The sequence below is a fragment of the Neotamlana sargassicola genome, from assembly GCF_020523965.1.
Lineage (GTDB): Bacteria > Bacteroidota > Bacteroidia > Flavobacteriales > Flavobacteriaceae > Neotamlana > Neotamlana sargassicola.
On the sequence record NZ_JAJAPX010000005.1, the window covers coordinates 99,868 to 125,582 of the forward strand.

Annotated in this window: 23 protein-coding genes and 1 other RNA gene; 8 read left to right on the top strand and 16 right to left on the bottom strand. The window is 32.1% G+C overall.

All coding sequences use genetic code 11. The annotated features are described in order from the left end of the window. Window positions 1-4 precede the first annotated feature (4 nt). Window positions 5-982, top strand: coding sequence for a PorP/SprF family type IX secretion system membrane protein (locus LG651_RS12360; RefSeq protein ID WP_226696428.1), 978 nt, complete (start codon window positions 5-7; stop codon window positions 980-982). Here the strand turns inward: LG651_RS12360 and LG651_RS12365 are convergent, their stop codons facing one another. The 3 genes from LG651_RS12365 to LG651_RS12375 all read right to left on the bottom strand — a co-directional run bounded on the left by LG651_RS12365 (window position 983) and on the right by LG651_RS12375 (window position 3,529). Then, window positions 983-1,564 carry a YceI family protein gene (locus LG651_RS12365; RefSeq protein ID WP_226696429.1) on the bottom strand — a complete coding sequence of 194 codons (582 nt, stop codon included), beginning with the start codon at window positions 1,562-1,564 and terminating at the stop codon, window positions 983-985. A gap of 95 nt (window positions 1,565-1,659) precedes the next feature. Beyond that, window positions 1,660-2,925: an OprO/OprP family phosphate-selective porin gene (locus LG651_RS12370; protein ID WP_226696430.1), complete on the bottom strand. Its 1,266-nt coding sequence runs from the start codon at window positions 2,923-2,925 to the stop codon at window positions 1,660-1,662. Window positions 2,926-2,950: 25 nt separating this feature from the next. Then, window positions 2,951-3,529, bottom strand: a complete 579-nt coding sequence (locus tag LG651_RS12375; RefSeq protein ID WP_226696431.1) for a YceI family protein — start codon at window positions 3,527-3,529, stop codon at window positions 2,951-2,953. Window positions 3,530-3,849: 320 nt separating this feature from the next. Between LG651_RS12375 and LG651_RS12380 the strand changes: the two genes are divergently transcribed. The 3 genes from LG651_RS12380 to LG651_RS12390 are packed head-to-tail and all read left to right on the top strand — an operon-like array spanning window position 3,850 to window position 7,832. Further along, window positions 3,850-4,299: a protein-disulfide reductase DsbD domain-containing protein gene (locus LG651_RS12380; protein WP_226696432.1), complete on the top strand. Its 450-nt coding sequence runs from the start codon at window positions 3,850-3,852 to the stop codon at window positions 4,297-4,299. A 12-nt stretch (window positions 4,300-4,311) separates the two neighbouring features. Beyond that, entirely contained in the window at window positions 4,312-6,291 is a 1,980-nt protein-coding gene (locus tag LG651_RS12385) for a protein-disulfide reductase DsbD family protein (RefSeq protein ID WP_226696433.1), read from the top strand. A gap of 41 nt (window positions 6,292-6,332) precedes the next feature. Continuing rightward, the gene (locus LG651_RS12390; protein ID WP_226696434.1) at window positions 6,333-7,832 is read left to right on the top strand and encodes an aminotransferase class V-fold PLP-dependent enzyme; all 1,500 of its coding nucleotides are present in this window, start codon (window positions 6,333-6,335) and stop codon (window positions 7,830-7,832) included. On the opposite strand, the gene LG651_RS12395 is transcribed toward LG651_RS12390, so the two are convergent. After that, the gene (locus tag LG651_RS12395; protein ID WP_226696435.1) at window positions 7,822-8,247 is read right to left on the bottom strand and encodes a hypothetical protein; all 426 of its coding nucleotides are present in this window, start codon (window positions 8,245-8,247) and stop codon (window positions 7,822-7,824) included. The two genes, LG651_RS12390 and LG651_RS12395, sit on opposite strands and share 11 nt — an antisense overlap. Before the next feature lie 70 nt (window positions 8,248-8,317). Then, a complete protein-coding gene (locus LG651_RS12400) occupies window positions 8,318-9,349 on the bottom strand; it encodes a glutaminyl-peptide cyclotransferase (RefSeq protein ID WP_226696436.1) in 1,032 nt (343 codons plus the stop codon). 87 nt (window positions 9,350-9,436) lie between these two features. Here LG651_RS12400 and ffs point away from each other — a divergent pair. Next, window positions 9,437-9,535: signal recognition particle sRNA small type (gene ffs, locus LG651_RS12405), an RNA gene on the top strand. A 56-nt stretch (window positions 9,536-9,591) separates the two neighbouring features. Beyond that, window positions 9,592-10,392, top strand: a complete 801-nt coding sequence (locus LG651_RS12410) for an SDR family oxidoreductase (RefSeq protein ID WP_226696437.1) — start codon at window positions 9,592-9,594, stop codon at window positions 10,390-10,392. Between the two features lie 4 nt (window positions 10,393-10,396). On the opposite strand, the gene LG651_RS12415 is transcribed toward LG651_RS12410, so the two are convergent. Next, entirely contained in the window at window positions 10,397-11,812 is a 1,416-nt protein-coding gene (locus tag LG651_RS12415; protein ID WP_226696438.1) for a hypothetical protein, read from the bottom strand. A 203-nt stretch (window positions 11,813-12,015) separates the two neighbouring features. Between LG651_RS12415 and LG651_RS12420 the strand changes: the two genes are divergently transcribed. Next, window positions 12,016-13,638, top strand: a complete 1,623-nt coding sequence (locus LG651_RS12420; RefSeq protein WP_226696636.1) for an ABC-F family ATP-binding cassette domain-containing protein — start codon at window positions 12,016-12,018, stop codon at window positions 13,636-13,638. On the opposite strand, the gene LG651_RS12425 is transcribed toward LG651_RS12420, so the two are convergent. The 3 genes from LG651_RS12425 to pheT all read right to left on the bottom strand — a co-directional run bounded on the left by LG651_RS12425 (window position 13,635) and on the right by pheT (window position 17,242). Then, window positions 13,635-13,871, bottom strand: a complete 237-nt coding sequence (locus tag LG651_RS12425; RefSeq protein WP_226696439.1) for a putative signal transducing protein — start codon at window positions 13,869-13,871, stop codon at window positions 13,635-13,637. The two genes, LG651_RS12420 and LG651_RS12425, sit on opposite strands and share 4 nt — an antisense overlap. An 89-nt stretch (window positions 13,872-13,960) precedes the next feature. Beyond that, the gene (locus LG651_RS12430; protein ID WP_226696440.1) at window positions 13,961-14,809 is read right to left on the bottom strand and encodes a phosphatase PAP2 family protein; all 849 of its coding nucleotides are present in this window, start codon (window positions 14,807-14,809) and stop codon (window positions 13,961-13,963) included. A 6-nt stretch (window positions 14,810-14,815) separates the two neighbouring features. Then, window positions 14,816-17,242 (bottom strand): phenylalanine--tRNA ligase subunit beta, encoded by a 2,427-nt coding sequence (gene pheT, locus LG651_RS12435; RefSeq protein ID WP_226696441.1) that lies wholly within the window; start codon window positions 17,240-17,242, stop codon window positions 14,816-14,818. 281 nt (window positions 17,243-17,523) lie between these two features. On the opposite strand from pheT, the gene LG651_RS12440 reads away from it, so the two are divergent. Further along, window positions 17,524-17,763 (top strand): hypothetical protein, encoded by a 240-nt coding sequence (locus LG651_RS12440; protein WP_226696442.1) that lies wholly within the window; start codon window positions 17,524-17,526, stop codon window positions 17,761-17,763. A 73-nt stretch (window positions 17,764-17,836) separates the two neighbouring features. On the opposite strand, the gene LG651_RS12445 is transcribed toward LG651_RS12440, so the two are convergent. The 7 genes from LG651_RS12445 to LG651_RS12475 all read right to left on the bottom strand — a co-directional run bounded on the left by LG651_RS12445 (window position 17,837) and on the right by LG651_RS12475 (window position 25,573). Continuing rightward, window positions 17,837-18,469, bottom strand: a complete 633-nt coding sequence (locus LG651_RS12445) for a nitroreductase family protein (RefSeq protein ID WP_226696443.1) — start codon at window positions 18,467-18,469, stop codon at window positions 17,837-17,839. Window positions 18,470-18,495: 26 nt separating this feature from the next. Beyond that, on the bottom strand, window positions 18,496-18,921 hold the full coding sequence (locus LG651_RS12450) for an organic hydroperoxide resistance protein (protein WP_226696444.1): 426 nt from the start codon (window positions 18,919-18,921) through the stop codon (window positions 18,496-18,498). Continuing rightward, window positions 18,918-19,346 carry a MarR family winged helix-turn-helix transcriptional regulator gene (locus LG651_RS12455; RefSeq protein WP_226696445.1) on the bottom strand — a complete coding sequence of 143 codons (429 nt, stop codon included), beginning with the start codon at window positions 19,344-19,346 and terminating at the stop codon, window positions 18,918-18,920. Before LG651_RS12455 ends, LG651_RS12450 begins: the two co-directional genes overlap by 4 nt. Window positions 19,347-19,435: 89 nt before the next feature. After that, window positions 19,436-19,909 carry a hypothetical protein gene (locus LG651_RS12460; protein WP_226696446.1) on the bottom strand — a complete coding sequence of 158 codons (474 nt, stop codon included), beginning with the start codon at window positions 19,907-19,909 and terminating at the stop codon, window positions 19,436-19,438. A gap of 3 nt (window positions 19,910-19,912) precedes the next feature. After that, window positions 19,913-20,176, bottom strand: a complete 264-nt coding sequence (locus LG651_RS12465; protein WP_226696447.1) for a DUF202 domain-containing protein — start codon at window positions 20,174-20,176, stop codon at window positions 19,913-19,915. Between the two features lie 69 nt (window positions 20,177-20,245). Beyond that, window positions 20,246-22,657, bottom strand: coding sequence for an alpha-ketoacid dehydrogenase subunit alpha/beta (locus tag LG651_RS12470; RefSeq protein ID WP_226696448.1), 2,412 nt, complete (start codon window positions 22,655-22,657; stop codon window positions 20,246-20,248). A 165-nt stretch (window positions 22,658-22,822) separates the two neighbouring features. Further along, the gene (locus tag LG651_RS12475; RefSeq protein ID WP_226696449.1) at window positions 22,823-25,573 is read right to left on the bottom strand and encodes a gluzincin family metallopeptidase; all 2,751 of its coding nucleotides are present in this window, start codon (window positions 25,571-25,573) and stop codon (window positions 22,823-22,825) included. Between the last annotated feature and the right edge of the window lie 142 nt (window positions 25,574-25,715).

A 25,715-nucleotide genomic window follows, 5' to 3' on the forward strand; every position in this document is an offset into this window, starting at 1 on the left:
GATTATGAAAAAATTAATAGCATATTTACTTTTTATAGTCTTAGTAAAAGGCTATGCACAAGAAATGAATTTACCGGTTTTTACACAGTACTTAGCCGATAATAACTTTGTAGTTTCACCAACTTATGCAGGTATTGGTGATAATTTAAAAATTAGAGCCAATGCCTTAACACAATGGGTAGGCATAAAAGATGCTCCCGATAACCAATCTGTTTATGGCGATTTTAGAATTTCAAATCGTACAGGTTTAGGACTCTCGTTTTATAACGATAAAAATGGCTATACGTTGCAAACAGGGGCTAAATTCTCGTTTGCTCACCATTTAACTTTAGATTACTACAGTAAAATGTATTTATCTTTAGGGCTTTCGTATAATTTTAATAGTTTTAGAATTGCGGTAGAAAAAATAAATGCAGATAACCAAAATCCAACAGGATTACCGGCTTTAACAGATGATAGACGTAGAGGAAATAATAATTTCGATGTTGGTGCATTGTTTAGATTAAAAGGCTTCTTTTTAAGTTTTAATGCTAATAATATTTTAAGTAAAGATATTGAAGACGAAATTACTGAGCTCGAACCTAATTTGCTTTTAAATTTTCAAGTGTATTCTGGTTATACTATTGCTGGACCTAAAAAGAGTGGGTTGGAGTTTGAGCCATCTGTGTTTTACCAATTTTTTGCCAGCGACCGCCGTTCGAGTACCGATATTAATTTTAAAGTTAGAAAATACAATCGTAACGAAGATTATATTTGGGGCGGTATATCTTACCGTTATTTAAACGATCAGTTTTTAAAACCTCTTAATATTGGGCCTATGCTTGGGTTTAAAAAATCGGTATTATATTTTGGTTATGCCTACCAAGTTACTATAAACGATTTAGCGAGTTATAACTCGGGAACTCATGTGGTTACTATTGGTTTAGACTTTTTACAAGGCATTAGTAATTGTCCATGTGTGCAGAGTGCAGTGCATAAGTAATTACAGTGTTGATAGCGATAAATTAAATAAAACATTAATAGTATTATCTACTTTTACCATACCAAGTAATTTTTTTGGAGGTTCCAAATTGTATTGTAAAATATCAATTTCAATATTGCCTTTTACTCGAACATTGTTGTTGCAGGTTTTTTCAATAATTACAGGAATTTTAAATTGTTTACTAATACCGGCCAATTCTATTGCAAGCTGTACTAATAATTTGTTATCAGATTGTTTTTCAACTTCGAGCAGATTAATGTAAATATTAGGGTAAGTTTTCGATTTTAAAAGTGTTCTAAAATCCTTATTCATTATTTGGTTTCCGCAATCGAAAAAAGTATTGTTTAGTTTTAATTCAGCTTTATTAAATGTCATTTTTTGATTATCTATTGCAGAAAAATCTACTGAAATGTCATGATTTAATTTCGCGATGTTATAGTTACAGTAAAATTGACTAACATTTGTTTTACCTTTTATAACCAAAGTACTTTCAGGGTTAATTTTTATAGTCGTATTATTTTTAAAATTGTTTGATAAACTTAATTGAAGAATGACTGTAATTAATAGGATAATAACTTTCATAATTTTAAGAATAAAAAATTAAAAACCTTAATATTAAAATAGCTTTTAAGATTTAAATATTTTAATATTAAGGTTTTATTGAAAACTAATTCAATTTAAAAACTTATTACAGCCTCTAACATTAATCCACTAAATTTAGCATCGTCGTAAAGGCTTCCAGCGGTAAAACCGTCGTAAGTTTGGTTTACATATTCAGCTTTAATTAAAATGTTTTTCGTCATAAACCAACCGGCACCAAGTTGAGTCCTGTTAATGGTTATATCTTCACCACTCGTATCGTCTGCATTGACAGTATTATATCGCGCACCAACAAATAGGTTTTCGTTTTTACCAAATCTATAAATCAATTCTCCAGCTAATTGTGTTGCCGTTCTTTCCTCAGAACCTATTGCGTTTCCGCTTGAGGTTTCAAACGTACCAAAGAACTCTAAACCTTTATATTTTACAAAAGGGTTAATCATTATAGCAGAGATTTTGTTACCAAATGCAGGGTTATAACGTCCAGATCTAAAATTATCGCTTGTTGCATCGGCATCTTGTAAAACGCTATAATATCGAGATCCACCTCTATCTGCGGCATATAAATAGGAATTGGGAACATAACCTGTGTTGTAAACAGATCCTGTTAATCTAAATCTTAAATCTTCGTTTAATTGCTTATCGTATCCTAATTTAGCAACAAATGAGGCACCACCAGTATCACCATCAGATGCTTTTACAGATTGGTTTAATTTACCGTTTGTAAAACCAACCATGGCAAATAAACCTTTGTTAGTGTTGTAATATAATTCGGCACCTACCTCTGTTGTAAACGCATCCATAATTAAGTTTCCAACAAAAGGATTAAAAATAGCTTGTGCATTATCGGTTCGTCTAAAGTGCGCATCACCGTAATTGGTTTCCATATGTCCAATTTTAATAGTTGCATTCTTCATAAAACCTTCTAAAAAACCTTCACTAATAAAGTCTAGTTTGTCTATTTGAAAATATCCGCCTTTTACGTAAGGTTCTGTGTGGTGTCTTGAAGATAAATAAGTTCTTAAATGCATTCTAACACCGTCGTATAAAGCTACATCCAAATCTAAGTTAGCCGTAGCTAAATTAAAGTTATAGCCAATTTCAGCGAGTTCAGTATCACCAGAATTTTCTTGGTCTATAGCTTGAAATTGTAATGTAGATGAACCTCCAACTCGAACTTTAACGCCATCAAAGGTTGAATCGCTGTCTTTAGGAGCTTCAAACACATTTACACCGTTTTTATCTGGTTGTCTGTAATTATCTAATTGTCTGTTTTGTGCAAATAAACTAAAACTAAGCAGCACAACTAATAATGTGATTGATGTTTTAAATTTTGTTATCATGATTATATAATTTTAAGGTTGTTTTTTATTTAAAAATTGAATTAAATTTTATGGTAATTTCATCGCCTGTAGTTACTGTACCAAATAAAGCTGTGGGAGGTTCAATATTAAATTCACTCATTTTAAACGTTTTTTCACCAGTTAGTTTTACTTTATTAGTTGAGGTGCTTAGGTTTAAATTTAGAGTTATCATTTTTTTAGTTCCAGCTATGGTTAAATAGCCAGTTGCTTCTACATTAAAATTTCCTTCGGACTTTGCTACAACGTTATCCGCTTTAGTAAGTGTAAAACTTATATTTTTATACTTTTTAGTTTGTAGTGCTTTATAAGTGTTTTTATCCATTGCAGATTTGCCACTTTTTAAAGTTTCTGTGGGAACAGAAACGTTACAAGTTTTAATTTCACCAGAATTTACACTGGAAAAACTAATGTTGCCGGTATACGAAGTTGTAGTAATATGCCAATCGTGAAGGCTAGAAGTACCATAAACACTAAGGGTAGATTCACTAGCTAATTGGTACTCTTGCGAGAACATAATGCTGGAAACAAACGCAAATAAAACACAAACTTTGTATTTTATTTTTAAGGGTGCTAAATAGGTCATATCGTATTGTTTTTATTTACTCCAAAGGTCAGTATTAACCGAAAGATTAATTATGACATTTGTCATATTTGAAAAAAACAATTCTAAGAGAGAGGTTTAATAAAAAACAGTATTAAATTAAATTATCTCAAAAATTAAACGATATTCATTTAAATTGTTTTAAGGAAATTATAACGTTTTATATGAGGTAAAAACATTAATTTTACCGCATTTGCAATCCTTTATTTTTTTGAAAATTTATACTCAATAAGAATATTATGGGTATTAAAAAGTGTATTTAAAGCAAAAATTTTATATTGAAGTATATTTAAGCCCTTAACATGAAACATAAACTAATATTAGCGTTATTAATTTTAATTGGATTTAACGGATTTTCTCAAATTTTAGAACCCGTAAAATGGTCTACAAATGTTAAAAAAATATCAGATTCGGAATACGAATTAATAGCAACAGCCACTATTGATGCTGGTTGGCATTTATATTCTCAAAACGTGCCAGAAGGAGGTCCAATTGCTACAACTTTTACATTTAATAGTTCAAAAAATTATTTAAAAAAAGGAAATACTTCAGAAGAAAAAGGTCATACCATTCACGATAAAATTTTTGATATGGAAATAAAATTTTTCGAGACAAAAGCAGACTTTAAACAACGTGTTAAACTAAAATCGATAGCACCATTTAAAATAAATGCGACTGTAGAATTTATGGCTTGTAATGACCGTCGATGCTTACCTCCAACGGAAGTAGATTTAATTTTTAACATTAAATAGTTTGTTTTAATAATGAAGAAAATTTTACTTGCCTTTACAGCGCTCATTTTTTCATCTACTTTATTTTCACAAGTTTTAGAGCCTGTTAAATGGAGTACTTCTGTTGAAAAATTATCAGATAAAGAATATATCTTAGTGTCGAAAGCTACCATAGAGAGTGGCTGGCATTTATACTCACAAAACGTTCCTGAAAATGGCCCAATTCCAACATCATTTATTTATGATGACGGGGAAGAAGCTATTCAAATAATTGGGAATACTTCAGAAGAAGAAGGACACACCATTGATGATCCTGTTTTTGAAATGAAAATTAAGTTTTTCGAAAACACGGTTACTTTTAAACAAAAAATAGAGGTAAAGGAGTCGGTTGAAACTATTGAAGGGTTTGTTGAATTTATGGTTTGCGATGACACCCGTTGTTTACCGCCAACCGAAGTTGATTTGGTTTTTAAATTAAATAAAACTTTACCTGCAAGTAATTCAGCTTCTGTGGTAGAAATTAATACCGATACAGAAACAGCAAATAACAATCCTGAATCTAAAAAAGGGCTTTGGACCATTTTCTTTGTTGCTTTTTTATCTGGTTTTGCAGCTTTACTTACACCATGTGTGTTTCCAATGATTCCCATGACCGTGAGTTTCTTTACCAAACAAAGTAAAAACAAAGCCGTTGGTGTTAAAAATGCTATTATTTATGGTATTTGCATCATTGTAATTTATGTATTATTAGGTACAGCCGTAACTGGAATTTTTGGAGCCGATGCATTAAATGCCTTAGCAACAAACGTTTGGTTTAATGTTATTTTCTTTTTACTACTTGTAATATTTGCAGTTTCATTTTTAGGTGCATTCGAAATTATGTTGCCTAATTCATGGGCAAATAAAGTAGATTCGCAAGCAGATAAGGGCGGTTTAGTTGGTATCTTTTTTATGGCGTTGGCTTTGGCAATTGTGTCATTTTCATGTACCGGACCAATAGTTGGTACATTGTTAGTTGAAGCAGCATCAAAAGGAGGTTTGGCGCCAATTATTGGTATGCTTGGTTTTTCATTGGCAATTGCCTTACCATTTGCATTATTTGCAGCTTTTCCAGGTTGGTTAAACTCATTACCAAAGTCTGGTGGCTGGTTAAATTCTGTAAAAGTTGTTTTAGGATTTTTAGAGTTAGCCTTAGCCTTTAAGTTTTTGTCGCAAGCGGATTTAGTTTTACAAGCTCATTTATTAGAACGAGAAGTGTTTTTAGCTATTTGGATTGCTATTTTTGGTACTTTAGCTTTTTATCTTTTTGGTAAAATTCAATTACCTCACGATTCGCCATTAACTCATATTTCTGTTGGCAGATTGGGGCTTGGTTTAGTCGTTTTATCATTTACCATTTATATGATTCCTGGTTTATGGGGCGCACCTTTAAATTTAATTAGTGCGTTTCCGCCGCCGTTGGAGTATAGCGAATCGCCTTATGGTGTAGGTTATACCAAAGTAGGAGGTGGAGCTATGGCCGCAGCTCATAGTGAGTTACCAGATGGCGCTCACTTATTGGCACCGCACGATATTTTAGCCTTTAATGATTATGATAAAGGTTTGGCTTATGCAAAACAAATCGGTAAACCTGTTATGATAGATTTTACAGGTTGGGCTTGTGTAAATTGCAGAAAAATGGAACAAAATGTATGGCCTAAACCAGAGGTTTTAAACATACTTAAAAACGATGTAGTTTTAATTTCGTTGTATGTAGATGATAAACGTCCGTTAGAAGCCAATGAGGTTACCGAATCTAAATTACGTCCAGGAAAACAATTAAAGTATATTGGACAAAAGTGGAGTGAGTTACAAACTATAAAATATAAGGCAAACTCACAACCGTTCTATGTGCTTATGGATCATGATGAGAAAAATTTAGTCGATCCGGTAGGCTATACACCAGATGTTGAAGCTTATAAAAATTGGCTGCAAACGGGGCTAAATGTATTTAGTTCGAAATCAGATAAATAATATATAATTTTATCTAAAAGATTTTTATTGATGAATCTATTATGTTTTTAAAAAAAGATAAAAAAGCCGAAACATTGAGTTTAGAACAGTATTTCTCAAAATTTAGAGAACATGTTGTTGGTGTTGATTCCTATTTTGATTCGCCTTACGGAAGAAAAAAAATTATTTATGCCGATTGGACCGCAAGCGGAAGACTGTATCGCCCCATAGAAGATAAATTGGTGAATGATATTGGGCCGTTTGTTGCAAATACACACACCGAAACTTCAATAACGGGTTCTACCATGACTTTGGCTTATCATGATGCTCGAAACATAATTAAGAAACACGTTAACGCATCAAAAGACGATGTTTTAATTACAGTTGGTACCGGAATGACGGGAGCAATCAACAAGTTTCAGCGTATTTTAGGTATAAAATTAAATGAAAATTTAAAAGATAATACCGAAGTCCCAGAAGAAAAACGTCCTATTATTTTTGTGTCGCATATGGAGCATCATTCCAACCAAACAAGTTGGCTAGAAACCATTGCTAGAGTTAAAGTAATACCTTGTAACGACGAAGGTTTACCTTGCATAGATAATCTTGAAAAATTATTAGTTGAGCATCAAAATACACCAATTAAAATAGCAGCTATTACGGCTTGCTCTAATGTTACTGGTATTCAAACAAATTATCATGAAGTGGCCAAAATAATGCACCAAAATAACGGGTTGTGTTTTGTAGATTTTGCATGTTCTGCACCTTATGTTAACATTAATATGCATCCTGAAAATGATGATGAATATTTAGATGCTGTTACGTTTTCGCCTCATAAATTTTTAGGCGGCCCAGGTACTTCAGGCGTATTAATATTCAATAAGAAATTATACAAAAATTTGGTGCCTGATAATCCGGGAGGCGGTACAGTAAATTATACCAACCCGTGGGGCGATCATGATTATATTGATGATATTGAAACGCGAGAAGATGGCGGTACACCGGGGTTTTTACAAGCTATAAAAATTGCGCTTTCAATTCAATTAAAAGAGCAAATGGGGGTTGAAAACATTTTAGCTAGAGAGCATGAAATTAATAGTTTGGTGTTTGAAAGGCTATCAAAAATTGAAAACTTAAAAATTTTAGCACCAAACCATCAAGAACGTTTAGGTGTATTTTCCTTTTATATTGAAGACGTACATTTTAATTTGATAGTGAAGCTTTTAAACGATCGTTTTGGAGTGCAAACGCGCGGTGGTTGTTCTTGTGCTGGAACTTACGGGCATTATTTGTTGCATGTAGATCAAAACACATCGAAAGCTATTGAGCAAAAAATATTAGAAGGTTGTTTAATTGAACGCCCAGGTTGGATTAGAATGTCTGTACACCCAACCATGACCAATGCCGAAATTGAGTTTATTTGCGATGCTATTAAACAAGTTGCCGAAAATTATAATATTTGGGGAGAAGATTATACTTATAACGCTACTAAAAACGAGTATATACACAACAGTAGTTTAAATACTGAACAAAAAATTACCGAAAATTGGTTTAAAGTTTAGTGCTGTTATATTTATTATATTTTCTAAGAATTATATCTATTTCTTTCTTTTCAAACTTTAGCTCTCTAAGTGGTTTTGTATAATTCGAAAGACTTATAAATGCCAGTTTTACAAATGCAGAACCCAAAAATAGAACTAAAATAGCTAACTTAAAATAATGATAACCAGATCTGGAATAATCTCGTGTGTTTGCTTCAATTAATAAATAGTAACTTTTTAAAATTACAAATAGACCGATAATAATTAATAGTACAAATTTTATGTAGGCTACTATATTACCTTTTCGAGCTATTTTTATGTTACTATTTAAGGATTTATAGGAATCATTAAAAGCTTCAGTAAATTTTATATTCGGGCAAAATTCTATAAAATCCGGCTTTTTATTAGTTAACCTACAAGTTATTCCATGTTTCAAACTCCTTTTACTATGCTCGCATAAATTGCAATGTCTGGTTTGAAGCATGAGTTAAGTTATTCTGTTTTATCTATTCTATAATTTCAACTTCAAATAATTTATCCCAACGTTTTCCAGTTACAAAAATAGTATTGGTTTTAGGGTTATAGGCAATACCGTTTAAAACATCTAAACCTTGGTGTTGGGTTACTAGTTTTTTTAACGGAGAAAAGTCAATAACAGCTTCAATAGCACCGTTTACAGGATTAATAATGGCAACACCATCTTTTTGGTAACGATTGGCATAAATTTTTCCGTTTATCCATTCCATTTCATTAATACCTACAATTTTTCCTTTGTTGGTGTATACTTGTATAAAACTTTCTTCAGCAAGGGTTTCTGGGTTTAGTAACCAAATTTTTTCGCTTCCATCACTTTTATATAAAGTAGTATCGTTGTTGCATAAACCCCAACCTTCTTTACTATTTCCGTATTTAAAGCTGCTTAGTTTTTCAAAAGTATCAACATTATAAACAAAACCAGTGCCTTTTTGCCAGGTAAGTTGGTACACTTTATTGTTTAATATGGTTAGGCCTTCACCAAAATATTCGTTAGCTAAGTTTATATTCTTTATAACTTCACCTGTTTTATAATCGACTTTGCGTAGTTTCGATTCTTTGTATTGCCCTGTGCTTTCATAAAGTGTATCATTAAAAAACTCTAAACCTTGCGTATAAGACGTTATGTCGTGCGGATACTCGTTTACAATTTTATACGTGTAAACTTTAGGAAGTTCACTATTTAATATGGTAATAGGTGTTGTTGTGGTTTGTTTTTCGCTATTAAAATAAACGGTAGCTTCAACAGTTTGTTTTCCTAATTTAAAATTATTTAAATCTGTAGATTCATTAATTATCTTACCATCTAGAGTATAACTAACCGAATCAATTTTAATGTTTTTTTTGTTTGAAATTGACAGTTTTAGCGTTTCGTTATTAGAAATATTGCCTTTTTTAGCATTAGTTTCTATTGAAAAATAGCTTTTTTTATTATTAGATTTTGATCCGCAAGATGTTAAAACAAGCGATAAAAATATGATTGTTAGGTAATTGAAGCGTGTCATGTTTTCCTTAAATTTTAAGCAAGATATTTATTTAAAATCGGTTAAAAAAATCATTGTGATATTTTTAAAAGATTGTATATTTGCAGCCGGCAAGTCCTACACAACCAGCTCCTGTTGAATCCTCCAGGTCGGGAACGAAGCAAAGGTAAATGGTCGTAGCGGTGTGATGTAGGTAGCTTGCCTTTTTTTATGCCCAATTGTAAGTATTTCTTTCTTATCTTTAAGCTATAAATTTTTATTAAATGTCTAAAGTTGTTTTAATTACAGGTGGTTCTTCTGGAATTGGAAAAGCCATTGGCGAGTTTTTATTAGAAAATAATTATGTGGTTTACGGAACCAGTAGAAGCCCAGAAAAATACAAAAAAAGTAAGTTTCCTATTTTACAGCTAGATGTTAAAAGTGTGAGTACGATTAATAGTTGTATAGCCCAAGTAATTGAAAAAGAAAATAAAATTGATGTTTTAATTAATAATGCAGGTGTTGGCATTACGGGGCCAATAGAAGAAATACCTGAAGCTGAAATACGAAATAATTTCGATACTAATTTTTTTGGTCCAATAAATGTAATTAAATCGGTTTTACCACAAATGCGAAAGCAGAATTCGGGTTTAATTATTAATGTTACATCTATTGCTGGTTATATGGGCTTGCCATACAGGGGTGTTTATAGTGCCAGTAAAGGAGCGTTTTCATTAATTACAGAAGCTTTTAGAATAGAACTAAAAGACTTTAATATTAAAATGACGAATTTAGCACCAGGTGATTTTGCTACAAATATTGCTGCGGGTCGTTATCATGCTCCAGCTTTAAAAACTTCGCCTTATAAATTATACCCCTCGGTTTTACAAGATATTGATGATGATGTAGATAATAGCGATGACCCAATTGAGGTTGCAAAAGCTGTTAAAAAAATAATAGAAAATAAGTCTCCAAAAATTCATTATAAAGTGGGAGCCTTTATGCAGAAATTTTCAATAGTACTTAAATTTTTACTTCCAGATAAAGCTTACGAAAAGCTTTTAATTAAGCATTATAAACTATAAAGAATTACCTATTAATAAGGCCTAACAACTCTTTTTCAAACCTTAATGAAAATAAGTTCGAATTGCTACTTACAATTGTTGTGTTTTTATCAACAATAAAGGTTTTTGTAACAGGATAAATTGCTAAATTTTCTTTTGTAGAAACAGGATTTTCCAATTTATATTCGCTGTTTGATATGTAATTATGATTCGCGAGAATGTTTTTAGAGCGTTGTAAATTGTAATCATCAATATTAATCCTAATAAAATTAATTTCGGGATATTTTAATTTAAGCTCATTTATTCTTTTGTAGCTATCGTTAAAATGTTTGTAGTACGATTGCGACCAAAAACAAATTACAGTGTTGTTTTTAATTATGGACGAAATATTGTGATTATTTGCAGTATAATCGGTTACAATAAATTCTGGCATTTTTTCGCCCGTTTTCAATCGGTTAATAGATGCAATAATGCGTTCCATGATAACTTTACCTTTGTCGTCATTACTTTTTTCTAAATACGATTTTAGCAAGGTTTCGTTATCTTCAATATTTTGGTTTTTAGAAAGATAATCTATAGCAAAATGATATAATAACTCGTCCTTTATGGTGGTGTTGCTTACTAAACTATCTATAATGTTTAAACGGGTTAAATTATAACAAAGATCTTTATGTCTAAAGGGTTTTCCCTTACTATGTTTAGCATGAGCTTGTAAAGCCATATTGCTCATGTTTTTTCTTAAAAATGCTTTGTAGTTATGATATTTACTAAAAAACTCATCGTTGTAATTTATGTTTTTTCTGTAGCTGTAAAAATTTTCCGGCAATGTGTTTAATATAGCAACTTTGTCGCGGCCATAATGTATAAATGGGTACATTTCTTTATGCGAGTAGTAATCAAAATCTATATTAGCTTGTGCTATTTTAGTAAATAATTTAGACGGCTTATTTTTTTTCTTAAACTGTTCTAAACGTTTCGTTTTTATAGCGTTTATCGAATCAATATGTTTTATGTAGTTTTTTGGTTTTAGCTGGCAAATTTTAAATATGTATTTTTCTTGACTTTCATGCTCTAAAAAGTCGTTTATAAAGTAATTGTTTTTTTTAGCACCAATACCAGAGAAAACTAACGATTCATCAAACTCTATAGTGTTTAATCTTAATAATAAACTGTCTTTAGGTTCTAATAAAATCATTTGAAACTCTCCACCATGAGTAAACGAATAAAATCCTGGGTTTAGGTTTTCAATTTTATAAATAAATCGGTTTCTACCATCTAGTTTAACAGTATCAATTAACTCATCATCTTTTTCTAGAACAATAAAGTTTGTAGTTGGGTTAATAATTTCTCCACCTAAATAAGCGTAATTAGCGTTTTTTGTATCGTTTTTACAGCTTAAAAAAGTTAAACTTAAAAGTATAATAGAGAGAAACCCCTTCATATATCTGACTTGAGAGTAATTTTTATGTAAAAGAATTAACATCAAACAAAAATATACTTTGTAATTAAAAAGTCTTGTTAATGCGTTGTTAAATATTAGCTAATTAAACGCTTGAACTTTGGCGGTAAATACTGGAAAAAATGACTAAAGTAAGTTTCAACAAACCAATACATTTTTCTACTTTTGCAAAAAAAATATTTTATATGTTATCTGTTTCTAATCTTTCAGTTCAATTTGGAAAGCGTATTTTGTTCGACGAGGTAAATACAACATTTACCACCGGAAATTGCTATGGTATTATTGGAGCTAACGGTTCTGGTAAATCAACCTTTTTAAAAATACTTTCGGGAAAAATGGAAGCTACTGCCGGACAAGTGCATTTAGAATCTGGTAAGCGTATGTCGGTTTTAGAACAAAACCATAATTTATATGATGAGCATACCGTATTAGAAACGGTTTTAATGGGGAACAAACCTCTCTTTAAAATTAAAACTGAAATTGATGCGCTTTATGCCGATTATTCTGATGAGAATGCTGATAGAATAGGGGAGCTTCAAGTAGAGTTTGAAGAAATGAATGGTTGGAATGCCGATAGCGATGCCGCCGCCATGTTATCGAATTTGGGTATTAAAGAAGAATTTCATTATACCTTAATGAGCGATTTAGATGGTAAGCAAAAAGTACGTGTTTTATTGGCACAAGCCTTATTTGGTAATCCGGATGTGTTAATTATGGATGAGCCAACAAACGATTTAGATTATGAAACGATTTCGTGGTTAGAACACTTTTTAGCAAATTATGATAACTGTGTTATTGTTGTATCGCACGACCGTCACTTTTTAGATGCTGTTTGTACACATATTTCTGATATCGATTTTGGAAAAATAAATCATTACTCTGGTAACTATACGTTTTGGTACGAGTCGTCTCAATTAGCAGCGCGCCAACGTGCACAGCAAAACAAAAAAGCCGAAGAGAAAAAGAAAGAGTTAGAAGAATTTATTCGTCGTTTTTCTGCTAACGTTGCAAAAAGTAAACAAGCAACCAGTAGAAAAAAGATGATTGATAAGCTTAATATTGAAGATATAAGGCCAACTAGTCGCCGTTATCCAGCTATCATTTTTGAACGTGAGCGCGAAGCAGGAGATCAAATTTTAAATATTGAAGGTTTAGAAGCTTCAATTGATGGTGAATTACTATTTAAAAATATAGATTTAAACCTTCAAAAAGGAGATAAAGTAGTGGTGTTTTCTAGAGATTCTAGAGCAACCACAGCATTTTATCAAATTATAAACGATAAAGAAAAAGCCGATTCTGGGAAATTTACTTGGGGTGTAACAACTACACAGTCATATTTACCGTTAGATAACAGTGAATATTTTGAAAACGATTTAAGTTTAGTCGATTGGTTACGCCAGTGGGCAAAAACCGAAGAAGAACGAGAAGAAGTTTATATTCGTGGCTTTTTAGGTAAAATGATTTTTAGTGGAGAAGAAGCACTAAAAAAATCGAATGTACTTTCCGGTGGAGAAAAAGTACGTTGTATGTTAAGTAGAATGATGATGGTTAGAGCAAACGTTTTAATGCTAGACGAACCAACAAACCATTTAGATTTAGAAAGTATAACAGCCTTTAATAACTCGCTAAAAAACTTTAAAGGCACAATTTTGTTTACTACACACGATCATGAGTTTGCACAAACGGTGGCCAACCGTGTTATTGAATTAACACCAAATGGTGTTATTGATAGGTATACCACGTTCGATGAGTATATGCAAGATAAAAAGATAAAAGAACTACGAGATAAGATGTACCAAGTCAATTAGGCTTGGTATTCTTCTTCTGAAGCGTATTCTTGAACAGTTAAAACGGCGCGGTCGAGTTCATCTTTATGAACATGAATTTCTTGAAAACCTAAAATTGAAGAACCAAAACCGGCTAATCTTCCAGATTCCGATTCGTCTTTAATTACTGCACAAATGTTTTCTTTTTCTAGTTCGTTAAAAATGCGTTGTACGTCAATAAAATTTCCAGAGTAGACTTTAATGTAGTTTGACATGATGTTTAGTTTTATGTGGTTGCACATAAATATAGTAAAAAAATACTTACGATAAAACCTTTTTTAAATAATTAACACCTGTTAATAACTTAAAAGGAGCCTATTAAGCCAATTTTATTACCACTAAACGTAAAATTCCAGGAAATGGAGCTGTCCCTATGCAGCCCGTGAGCGTTATTTTTCTTTAAAAATGCATCTATACTATCTACTACAATAATGCTTACTACCGTACTAAAAGCAATATCTGTTAGCCAATGGGCATTGTCAATTAACCTTGAAATAGGTGGAATTGCCCCTATGGTATATATTCCAGATTTTACCCACGGATTTTTAAATTGTTTAGCAATGGCATGAGCCATAGTGATCGATAAAACAGTATGCCCAGAAGGAAAAGAATGTTGTCCTCCTTCACTTGAAAAAGGCTTGAAGTTATATGGTCCTAAATCCGTACCTGGTCGTGCTCTACCAAAGGCATTTTTTGCCAACGATTGTAAAAAACCAGTAGTAACCGATGACGAAATAATTAAAACACTAGTATATCTTACTTTTTCGTTTTTTGTTAATAACCCAAAACCGTATAAACCAGCATTGGCCATAAAGTAATTTTGTGGGCTACCAAAATACCAGCCAAAATCTCGAACGACACCAGGAAAGTCTGATACTTGTCTTTGTGCAAATTCGTTAACGTTTTCATCTGCTAAAGATAAAACAGCGGTTCCAGCAACTAAACTACCAAGCTTTGCAAAATCTTTACCTTTCCATGTTACTGGTTTTGTAAATGCATGTTTTACACCGTGCCATGTGGTATTAACGTCATATTTAAATAAACTCCAAACCGAAGACGAATCTTGGTCTATTTCATAAAGTTTATTTTGCGCATTTACGTAGTTCGATAGAGAAATAAAACAAACAGCTATAAAAATAAAATACTTTTTCATTTAAAACTATCTAAGTTCGGCACCTAATTGGTTCTCAAAGTTTTGCTTAAGCTTGTTCATTATTTTGTCTATTTGCTTATCGGTTAAAGTCTTTTTGTCATCTTGTAATGTAAAGCTAACGGCATAACTTTTTTTACCGGCGGGTAAGTTTTTACCTTGGTACACATCAAATAAATTTACACTTTTAAGAAGCTGTTTTTCGGTTTTTTTAGCAATGGTGTTAACCGAATCAAAAGTAACACTATCGTCCAATAACAATGCAAAATCGCGCTTTACTTCTGGGAATTTAGTAATAGGTTGATACACTATTTTGTTGTGTTTTACAAAGTCTAAAATAGTTTCCCAATTAAAATCGGCATACAATACATCTTGAGAAATATCAAAATGTTTTAAAACAGATTTTTTAACCAAACCAAAATCTACAAATTTGTTTTTACCTAAACCTAAGCTTAATCCTTCACTTAATAATTCGTTTTTAGTTCCAGATTCGTTAAATTTTGATATACCTAAGCGTGTTAAAATAGTAGCAATAGTACCTTTTAAGTAGAAAAATTCACTTTTTCTGTTAGATGACAACCAACTTTCGTGCGATTGATTACCTGTAACATAAATAGCTAAATGTTTTTGTTCTTCGCGAGTGCCATTAAAATCATGATAGGTTTTACCAAATTCAAAAAGTTTTAAGTCGGCACGTTTTCGATTAATATTAAACGAAATAGCTTCTAAACCAGAAAACAGCATTGATTGGCGTAATACAGATAAATCGTTGCTTAGCGGGTTAAGCATTGTAATATTGTGTTCTTCCTTAAGTTGATCGATTAGACTCACGTATTCTGGCGTGGTAAGCGAGTTGGTCATAATTTCATAATAGCCTTTAGAGGCTAATTGCGTACCAACTACATTTTGTATTTTGTAATCTTCAAACCTTGTTGTACTAGCAATAGATGCATTTAGTTTTTTTGAATTACCAACATTATTATAGCCATATACACGTAAAATTTCTTCAATAATATCAGCTTCACGCTGTACATCGTTTCTGTAAGCAGGAACAGTTAAACCTAAACCAGCTTCGGTAACATTATTTACTTTAATTTCTAAAGAGGATAATATACGTTTTATGGTTTCTTTTGAAATTTCTTCACCAATTAATTTCGTTACATTGTCAAAACTAAGCCTTACTTCAAAATCTTGAATTTTTTTAGGATAAAAATCTAGGGCATCGCAGGTAATTTCTCCCCCAGCCAATTCTTTAATTAAAAGCGCAGCGCGTTTTAAGGCATATTGTGTGGTGTTTGCATCTATACCGCGCTCGAACCTAAATGAGGCATCGGTGTTTAAACCATGGCGTTTAGCAGTCTTTCGAACGCTAACAGGGTTAAAGTAAGCGCTTTCTAAAAAAATACTAGTTGTGTGCTCTGTAACGCCAGAATCTAATCCGCCAAAAACACCGGCAATACACATAGGTTTTTCGGCATCACATATCATTAAATCATCCTCATGAAGCGTTCTTTCAACTCCATCTAGAGTAACGAATTTTGTTCCTGTTGGTAATGTTTTTACTTCAACTTTATTACCTGCTATTTTTGCAGCATCAAATGCATGTAAAGGTTGCCCTAGTTCATGTAAAACGTAGTTTGTGGCATCAACCACATTGTTTATGGGAGCTAAGCCAATAGACTTTAAACGGTGTTGTAACCACTTTGGAGATTCTTTTATTTTTAATCCAGAAATTGTTACACCGCAATAGCGTGGCGCTAATTCATTATTTAAAACTTCAACATCGATTTTCAACGTTCTATTATCTACATGAAACGCACTAATAGATGGTGTTATAAGTTCTAAACTAACATCTTTTTGAAGTAATCCCGCTTTTAAATCTCGCGCAACCCCCCAGTGGCTCATAGCATCTGCACGGTTTGGTGTTAAACCAATTTCGAAAACTTGATCGTTTTCAATTTCAAATATTTCGGCAGCAGGTGTTCCTGGAATTAAATCATTGTTTAAAACCATGATTCCGTCATGCGATTTGCCTAAGCCTAATTCGTCTTCGGCGCAAATCATACCAAAGCTTTCTTCTCCTCTTATTTTTCCTTTTTTAATGGTCCACGCTTCACCTTCATCAGTATATAAAGTTGTACCAATAGTAGCCACGGGTACTTTTTGTCCGGCGGCAACATTTGGTGCACCACAAACAATTTGTACAGGTGTATCGGCACCAATATTTACAGTTGTAATATTTAATTTATCGGCATTTGGGTGTTTTTCACAAGTTAAAACTTCTCCAATAACAACACCTTCAAGTCCTCCTTTTACAGATTGATAGGCATTAATACCTTCAACTTCTAAACCTAAATCGGTTAATAATTCACCAGTTTTTTCTGCAGTCCAATCAATGTTTAAAAATTGTTTTAGCCAATTGTATGAAATCTTCATAAAGTATACATCTTAAATAAGGACGCAAATATAAAACTATTGAAAGAAGCATTCAAATAATTGAATTCTATAATTTTTAATTTATTATGAGTTAATATTGTTTAATAAAAAATAATCACTCGTCTCTTTAAGTTGGCTTTAATGTTTGAAGCATATAAACAGAATATTACACAATGTGAATTTTGAAAAGAAATGAGGATTGAAAAAGCTAAAATTTTTAAAGTATAAGCGCGTTTAAAAATTAGACTAAAGGATTATGAAAATAAGTGTTAAGTAAGTAGTTGCAACGTTTTGAAGCCAAAGAACAAACAATATCTAACGGACGCGAAAAAATTGATGCTGCCAAGGCAAAATTAGAAACGCTTAAAAAAAGTGGGAAATTATCTGCTGAAGAAATTAAGGCTAAAGAAGCTAAAATTGCCAACGCAGAGGCTAAATTATCTAAGTTAAAAACAACAGTTACAGAAGGTAAGGCGAAAGTTAAAACTTATAGTGAAAAGTTATCTAAGTACGGAAATTAATTCTTCATAAGAAATCATTAAAAAAACCAGCTTTAAAATTATTAAGGCTGGTTTTTTTTTAGTGCTCTATTTATTAATATTCAACTAAAAACTCATTAGTTGGTATACGTACTTTTTTCATGTGTGCTATCCAGTCGTTTTCGTTGTCTGCAACACCAACATACATTAACGATACACTTTTTAAACCTAGTTTATCAAGCTCTAAAACTTCATCTACAACGGCATTACTAAAACCTTCAGCCGGTGTTGTGTCTACCTTTAATTCTGCAGCTTGGGCTAAAGCTAAACCTAAAGCAATGTAGGTTTGTCTAGCTATGTGTGCAAAATTTTCTTCCGCAGGTTGATTTAAATATAAAGCTTTAAGCTTGTCTGTATAACTGCTGAATCGTCCTCGAGGTAAGCCTCTTTCGTCTGTAGTAAAGTTGTAAACCTTGTCTATGCGCTCTTCAGTATACCTATTCCAAGCAGCAAAAACAATAACATGCGAACAATCGCGCATGCATTCTGGGTTTAAAGCGCCTTTAACTAATTTTTCTTTTAAATCTTGATTGGAAACAACCAAGACTTTAAAAGGTTGAAGCCCTGAAGATGTTGGAGCTAAACGAGCAGCTTCAACAATTTTATCTATATTTTCTTGACTTACTTTTTTCTCTGGATTATATGCTTTTACGGCATGTCTCCAATTTAAATCTTCTAATAAACTCATTTTTTTTGTTTTAAATTTTTCTTTTTTTAATCGTTGTTAGTAACTGTTAGCTTAACTTCAATGTTATTTCTAGTTGCATTAGAGTATGGACATACTTGATGCGCTTGTTCTGCTAACTTTTGGGCTTGGTCATTACTAACACCAGGGATATTTATAAATAATTCGGCCGCTAAACCAAAGCCACCATTATCTAATTGCCCAATACTTATGTTTGCTTTTACTTCGGTTGTACCGGTTTTTATCTTGCCTTTATTTATTACTAGGTTTAATGCGCTATCAAAACAAGCAGCGTAACCAGCGGCAAATAACATTTCAGGGTTTGCATAATCGTTGTTAGCACCACCAAGTGCTTTCGGGTGTCTTACTTCTATATCTAAAATATTGTTCTCGCTAGTTACTCGTCCGTTTCTTCCTCCGGTGGCTGTTGCGCCAATGGTATAAATTGTTTTCATTTTCTTTTATTTAGTATTTTTTTTATTGTTTCTCTAAAGTTTTCAAGCTCTTCGTTGCTTAAATTCATAATAGACATTAGCTCTTCTGGTATACATTGTGCTTCGGTTTTTAAAGCTTTTCCTTTTTCGGTTAATGAAATATTTACAATGCGTTCATCTTCCTCACTGCGTTTTTTTATTACCAATTCTTTGGATAGTAAACGCTTTATTAATGGGGTTAATGTACCGCTATCTAAACTTAATCTCTCTCCAATAGATTTTAAAGATAGCGCGTCGTTTTCCCAGAGTATTAACATAACTAAATACTGTGGGTAAGTTAAATTTATAGCTTGCAATAAAGGTTTGTAAAGGCTTACAATATCTTTAGCTAATAAATAAATAGGAAAGCATAATTGCTGATTTAATTTTAACTTATCTGATTTCATAATGCGAAATTAACACACAATTAAATTGCGCACAATTTAATTGTGTTAATCTATTGTGAAACTAAGTTAAATGTTTCTTATTTTATTAATTACAGCAGCTCTTCAATAATTAAATTAAAATCGTATTGCAAATCTTCATGTAGTGTATTTATGCGTTTTTTGGCTTGTTCAAGTTGCCTATTGTACATATTTTGTAATTGCGTACTTTTAGATATGCTTGGTGTAAAATATTTTAATTTTTTGCAAAAATAGAGTAGTAGTTCTGCTTCTGTAGCCTTGTTTTGTGAATATCGAATATATTTTTTTACGTTTTTTAAAATTTTACGAATGCTCTTTTTTATGTAAAAAATACTCTTGGTGTTTATGTTGTTAAATTCATTGTCTATATAAGCTTTTATGCTTTCTATATAAGAAGCTTCGTTATGAGACTCAAAAAGTAAATAGGTAAGTAACTCTTTATTTTCTATTTTAAAGCGCGATAACCGTAGGCATAATTCTTGTAATTCTGATGTAGATAATTGATTTAGCTCTGTTTTAATCTCTTTTACTGTGGCGGCTTTCATGTATTAAGCTTGGTAATGTTTTTTTATGGTACGTTTTACACTTATAAGTCTTACAATACCAATAATTAAAATAATTGGAGCTATGGCAAGTAAAATGGCGCCAAATGGTTTCATTTCAGAAAAAAATTGAAGTTTTATTAGTGTAATTCCAGTACCTAAAAACACAATAGACGTTCTAAAATAAGCTAAAAACGTGCGTTCGTTGGCTAGTTTAGTGCGTTCTATAGCTAACCAATCTCTAGTTATTAAAGGCGATTCTGTTTTCATAATTTTTAATTGTATATAAATATAAAAAAAACCATCGCGAAACGATGGTTTAAAATATTAAAACTGTGTTTATCTTAGTTTAGGATAATCTTTAGGATTGCTCTCATGCATTATGGCATATATGGCTTCAAAAATATCTTCAGCTGAAGGTTTAGAGAAATAATCGCCATCGTTACCATAAGCAGGACGATGCTCTTTTGCTGTTAAAGTTTTAGGTGCACTATCTAGGTATTGATAAGCATTTTGATTATTTAAAACTTCGTTTAGTATATAGGCTGAAGCTCCTCCTGGAACATCTTCATCAATAATTATTAATCGGTTTGTTTTTTCAACACTTTTAACAATGTCATGATTTAAATCGAATGGAAGAAGCGATTGTACATCTATAATCTCAATATCAATTCCAACAGCTATTAGTTCTTTTGAAACTTGCTCAACAATACGTAATGTTGAGCCATATGATACTACTGTAATATCTGCTCCTTCTTTTATAGTTTCTACAACGCCTATAGGAGTTTTTAGTGTTCCTAAATTGTTGGGCATTTTTTCTTTTAAACGGTAACCGTTTAAACATTCTATAACTATAGCAGGATCGTTACCTTGAAGTAAGGTGTTATAAAAACCAGCAGCTTTAGTCATGTTTCGAGGTACTAATACATTAACGCCGCGTGTTAAATGCAAAATACCGCCCATAGGAGAACCTGAATGCCAAATACCTTCTAGCCTGTGGCCTCTGGTTCTTATAATTAAAGGCGCTTTTTGTTTTCCAACAGTACGGTAGTGTGTTGTAGCCAAATCGTCGCTTATAATTTGGATGGCATAAAGAATATAGTCTAAGTATTGAATTTCGGCAATGGGCCTTAACCCGCGTAATGCCATACCAATACCTTGGCCAATAATTGTAGCTTCTCTAATACCTACATCGGCTACTCTTAAATCGCCAAATTTTTCTTGTAAACCTTCTAAACCTTGGTTTACGTCTCCAATATTACCAGAATCTTCACCAAAAACTAAAGCTTCAGGTATATTTTGAAATATTGCTTCAAAATTATCACGTAAAATAATACGTCCATCAACAAGTTCTGCTTCGTCGTTGTATGTTGGCTTTATTTCTTTTATACGTGTATTAGCGCGTTCTGTTTCAGAAAAAACATGAGAGCTAAATTTAGGTTGAACATTATCAAAAATATTATTTATCCAACTTTGTAGTTTTTGTTTTTCTTCGAAGTTTTCATTTAAAAGATATCTTAACGTTTTTCTAGCATGCGATAAAATATCTTTTCTGGTTGGCTCATCTATAGCTTCTAAACTTTGTTTTAGTTTAGCTATAAAAACGCCATTGGCACTTTTTGTTTCTATAGATTTTAATTGTGCTATAAGCTCTTGCTGTTCTTTAGCTATTGGTTTTAAAAAGGTATTCCAAGTATTTTTTTTAGCCTCTCTAACCTCACGTTTTGCATTACGTTCAATTTTTACTAAATCTTCTTCTGTGGCAATACCACTTTCAAGAATCCATTCACGCATTTTTAAATTGCAGTCATGATCTTTTTCCCAAGCTAATCGTTCTGGACTTTTATAGCGTTCGTGAGAACCAGATGTTGAATGCCCTTGCGGTTGGGTAACTTCTGTAACATGTATAATTACTGGTACATGTTCTTCGCGAGCAATGGCACCTGCTTCTTGGTAAGTGGCTACTAAGTTAGGATAATCCCAACCTTTTACTCTTAAAATTTCAAATCCGTTATTATCTTTATCTCGTTGAAATCCTTTTAAAACTTCAGAAATATTTTCTTTTGTTGTTTGGTGTTTAGCGTGGACAGAAATACCATATTCGTCATCCCAAATACTAATTACCATTGGCACTTGCAGCACACCGGCTGCATTTATAGTTTCAAAAAATAAACCTTCGCTGGTACTTGCATTACCTATAGTTCCCCAAGCTACTTCGTTTCCTTTGATAGAAAATTTTGTAGTATTAATGCCTTCAACATGTCTGAAAATTTTAGAGGCTTGAGCTAAACCAAGTAAACGCGGCATTTGAGCTGCTGTTGGTGAAATATCTGCACTAGAGTTATATTGGTTTGTTAAATCTTTCCAGTTACCGTTATCGTCTAAACTATGTGTAACAAAATGACCGCCCATTTGGCGACCTGCCGACATGGGTTCATGTTTTATATTGGTATCGGCGTATAAACCAGCAAAAAAATGTTCTTTAGTAAATTCTCCAATAGCCATCATAAAGGTCTGGTCTCGGTAATAACCCGAACGCCAATCGCCTTTAGCAAATGCTTTAGCCATAGCAAGTTGAGGTACTTCTTTACCGTCTCCAAAAATTCCAAATTTAGCCTTTCCTGTAAGTACTTCTCTTCGACCAAGTAAACTACATTCGCGACTTTCTACGGCTATTTTGTAATCAGAAAGAACTTCAGTTTTAAAATCATCAAAAGAAATATTGTTTTGTATATCTGGTATGGTTTGCATGCGGTAAATGCTTTTAAGGTTTTGCAAAAGTAAGGAAATTAGAACTATTTAGCAATTAAAAGCTAATCTGATATCTTGTGAATTTCGTAAAAAATTAAATGATTGTTGGTTTTTGTTGAATTATTTTTAACAAATATTTAATTTGATGAATATTTTTTAATTTATCTAGAACCAACGACGTCTAAATAAACCTAATAGCGCTTGTGGTGCTAACGTGATTTTGAAGCGTATTTTTTCGGCATAATGCGGCTGACTAATTTCCCAACCAAGGTTTGAGTATATAGGAAAGTATATTTCGAAATAATCGGTAACTAAATTAACACGAATACCAGAGTCGTAAACAAATTTAGAAGTGTTGTATTTGCTTTTAACCAAGCCAACATCACCATAGGCTAAAATGTAGTTCCAAAGTGTGGTGCTTGTATTAAAGGTTGTAATCCATTGGTTGGCAAAAGGCGTGTTTAGTTTCGATTTAAAACCGCCTTCGGCATCGATATACTGCTGACTAAAAATTCCCGATTGTTCCGAGCGGCCTAGATAGGAATAATCGAATAAATAATCGGTTGGTCTATCTAAAGCAAAACTAAAATAGATTGATGATAAATCGGTTTTGTTTTTTAAAAATGTACCTGCAAAAAAGCGAATGTTTAATTGCCTGTTACTCTCAAAAAGTTTTCGGTATTCATAATTAAAAGAGAGCTTACTAAATTTTGCCCCTAATTGAAAATCGGCATACCAGCGATTGTAGTTAATTAAATTATCGTTGGAATGTGTAAATCGGGCATTAAAAACACTATAATTTGGCTCTTCTGATGATTGTAAATTAGTATCAACTTTATCCCGATGAATATCAATATATCTAAATTGAAGTAACTTGCGTTTGTTCGATCGGAAATCGTCGTTCTCCCTAAATCCAAAGGATAAAGATGGTGTTATTTTGCGTGCAAATAAATCTTCGGCATAAGAGGTATAACTACTACCAACACCATAATTTATGTAATATAAGTTGCTATTTTGTAAATAATGTGTTTTTGATAGCGATACTGAACCTGTTAAAGATTTAGATTTAAATGCGTACTGAGGCTGAATTTTATAATTGAATAGTTTACGTAAAACGGTTTTATTATAAGCTTTTAAACCTAAGGTGAAGCCGTCGTAAATATTGTCGAATTCTACAATAGGCATAAAAAACACCTGACTGTAATAGGGGTCTTCAACATCTTGAAAAAGTCTAAATTGTAAGGGTTTGTTGCTTAGACCTTTTAGCGATTTCCAATTATCACGAACATTTACTTCGGGAATTGTATTATTGTAATTTAAAACCAATTTGTTTGCCTCGTTACGCGGTATGGTTAAGGTTTTTGTGTCCTCTATATTTTCTACCCAAATTTTAGAAATTATAGAATCGTTTTTAACACTGTAAAGCGACACAGGCATACTATTATCGCGTTTATTTTTTATGCTAACGGTAATTGAATCTTCTGTTTTTGAAACCTTTTTAATTTTAAAGTCTAACTTTTTTCTGGTAGTTAAATAGTCGGTAAAAAACCAATCGATATTTTTGTTGGTTTTTGATTTTATAAAGTCCTCAAAATCCTTTGCAGTTATTGGTTCTAGTTTGTTGTTATTAATGAAATTTTCAATACTATTTTCAACAATATCGCCGTTTACAAAATCATCTAAATATTTTAGTCCTAATCCTGCTTTGTATTTATTGGCAATGTTGCTGTTAAATTTTAAAAGAGAGTCTTTTTGCATGCTTAAAGGTTGGTCTCTATTGGTACGTGCCATAAGCATAAAGGCCGTGTTGTATTTGTCGTTAAAATACATATCGGCAGCATGAAAAGTACGAATGCCCCAAATATTTGCAAAATTGCCTAAAAACTTCATGTCGGGGTAAAACTCTTCAACATAAGTTATTAAATAGTAGGTTTGAATACCATCTAGTAACCACTGTTCTTTTCGAGGGTTTATTAATAAAATGTTTTCTAAATAATTACGAATAGCAACCTTAAGAAGTTTTATTTCGTACTCGAAGCTGTTTGGGTAAGCACGCAAAAAATTAGGTAGAAAATTTAACCCATAAAGCGGGTCTTTGTTATAGTCTATATCGGAAATTAAAAGTCTTTTATGTGGATATTCTCCAAATTTTCTAGTTAAAAATTTGATGATTTTTTCGGTAATTAAAACTTTCTCAATAACCTCTAGGTTTTTATCGGGAAGGTTAGAAACCAAAGCTACATTTCCATCTTGTATGGTGTTGAATGATGATTTTTGAGAAATAAATAGTTTTGAATTAATGCGATTTTTCCCTTCAAGAATTATATTTTGTCCTTTACTCGTTTCTTCAATTTTACTCGTGTCTAGTTCTGAAGTTAAAGTGTAGCCTTTCGGAATAGTAATGCTAAAATTTAAATCGGCTTTGGGTATAAACAAATCGTTTAAATTTTTATTACTGTAATATTGCCAATCGGTATTATAAATAGCCGGTGTAATGTACCAATACTTTAAATTAAAATCACCTTGGTTAGTAATACCGTAACTGGTAAATTTGGCGTTAGGAATTTGTACTAAATACTCCAGTTTTAGGTGATAAGCTTCGTTTGGTTTTAAAGGATTGCTAAGTGCTACTTTTACAATATCAGGCTGGTTTTTTAACTCCGTAAAAAATACATTGGTATTATTTTGCTGTATGGATGTTATTATAGAATATCCGCGGTCTTCGTTTTTTGCTAAATGAAAATCGTTTTTGTATTCTTCGGCAATACGTTTAGCCAATGGGGTTTTTTTAGATGAAAAACTGTTCGCCCAATTACTTAAGTAAATTGTATCTAACACGGTTGGAGATGTGTTGAAATACGTAATGGTTTGCGAAATTTTAATTTGTTTTTCCTGTAAGTTGAAACTAGCCGTCAAATCGATTTTATTTTGGCCAAACGCCGAAAAATATAACGATGAGAGAATAAAACTAATAAATAGGTGAATTTTCAACTTATAAAAACGATTAAAAGTGAATACATTATTTAAGGCATTGCAATATAGCAAAATTAGGGTGCTG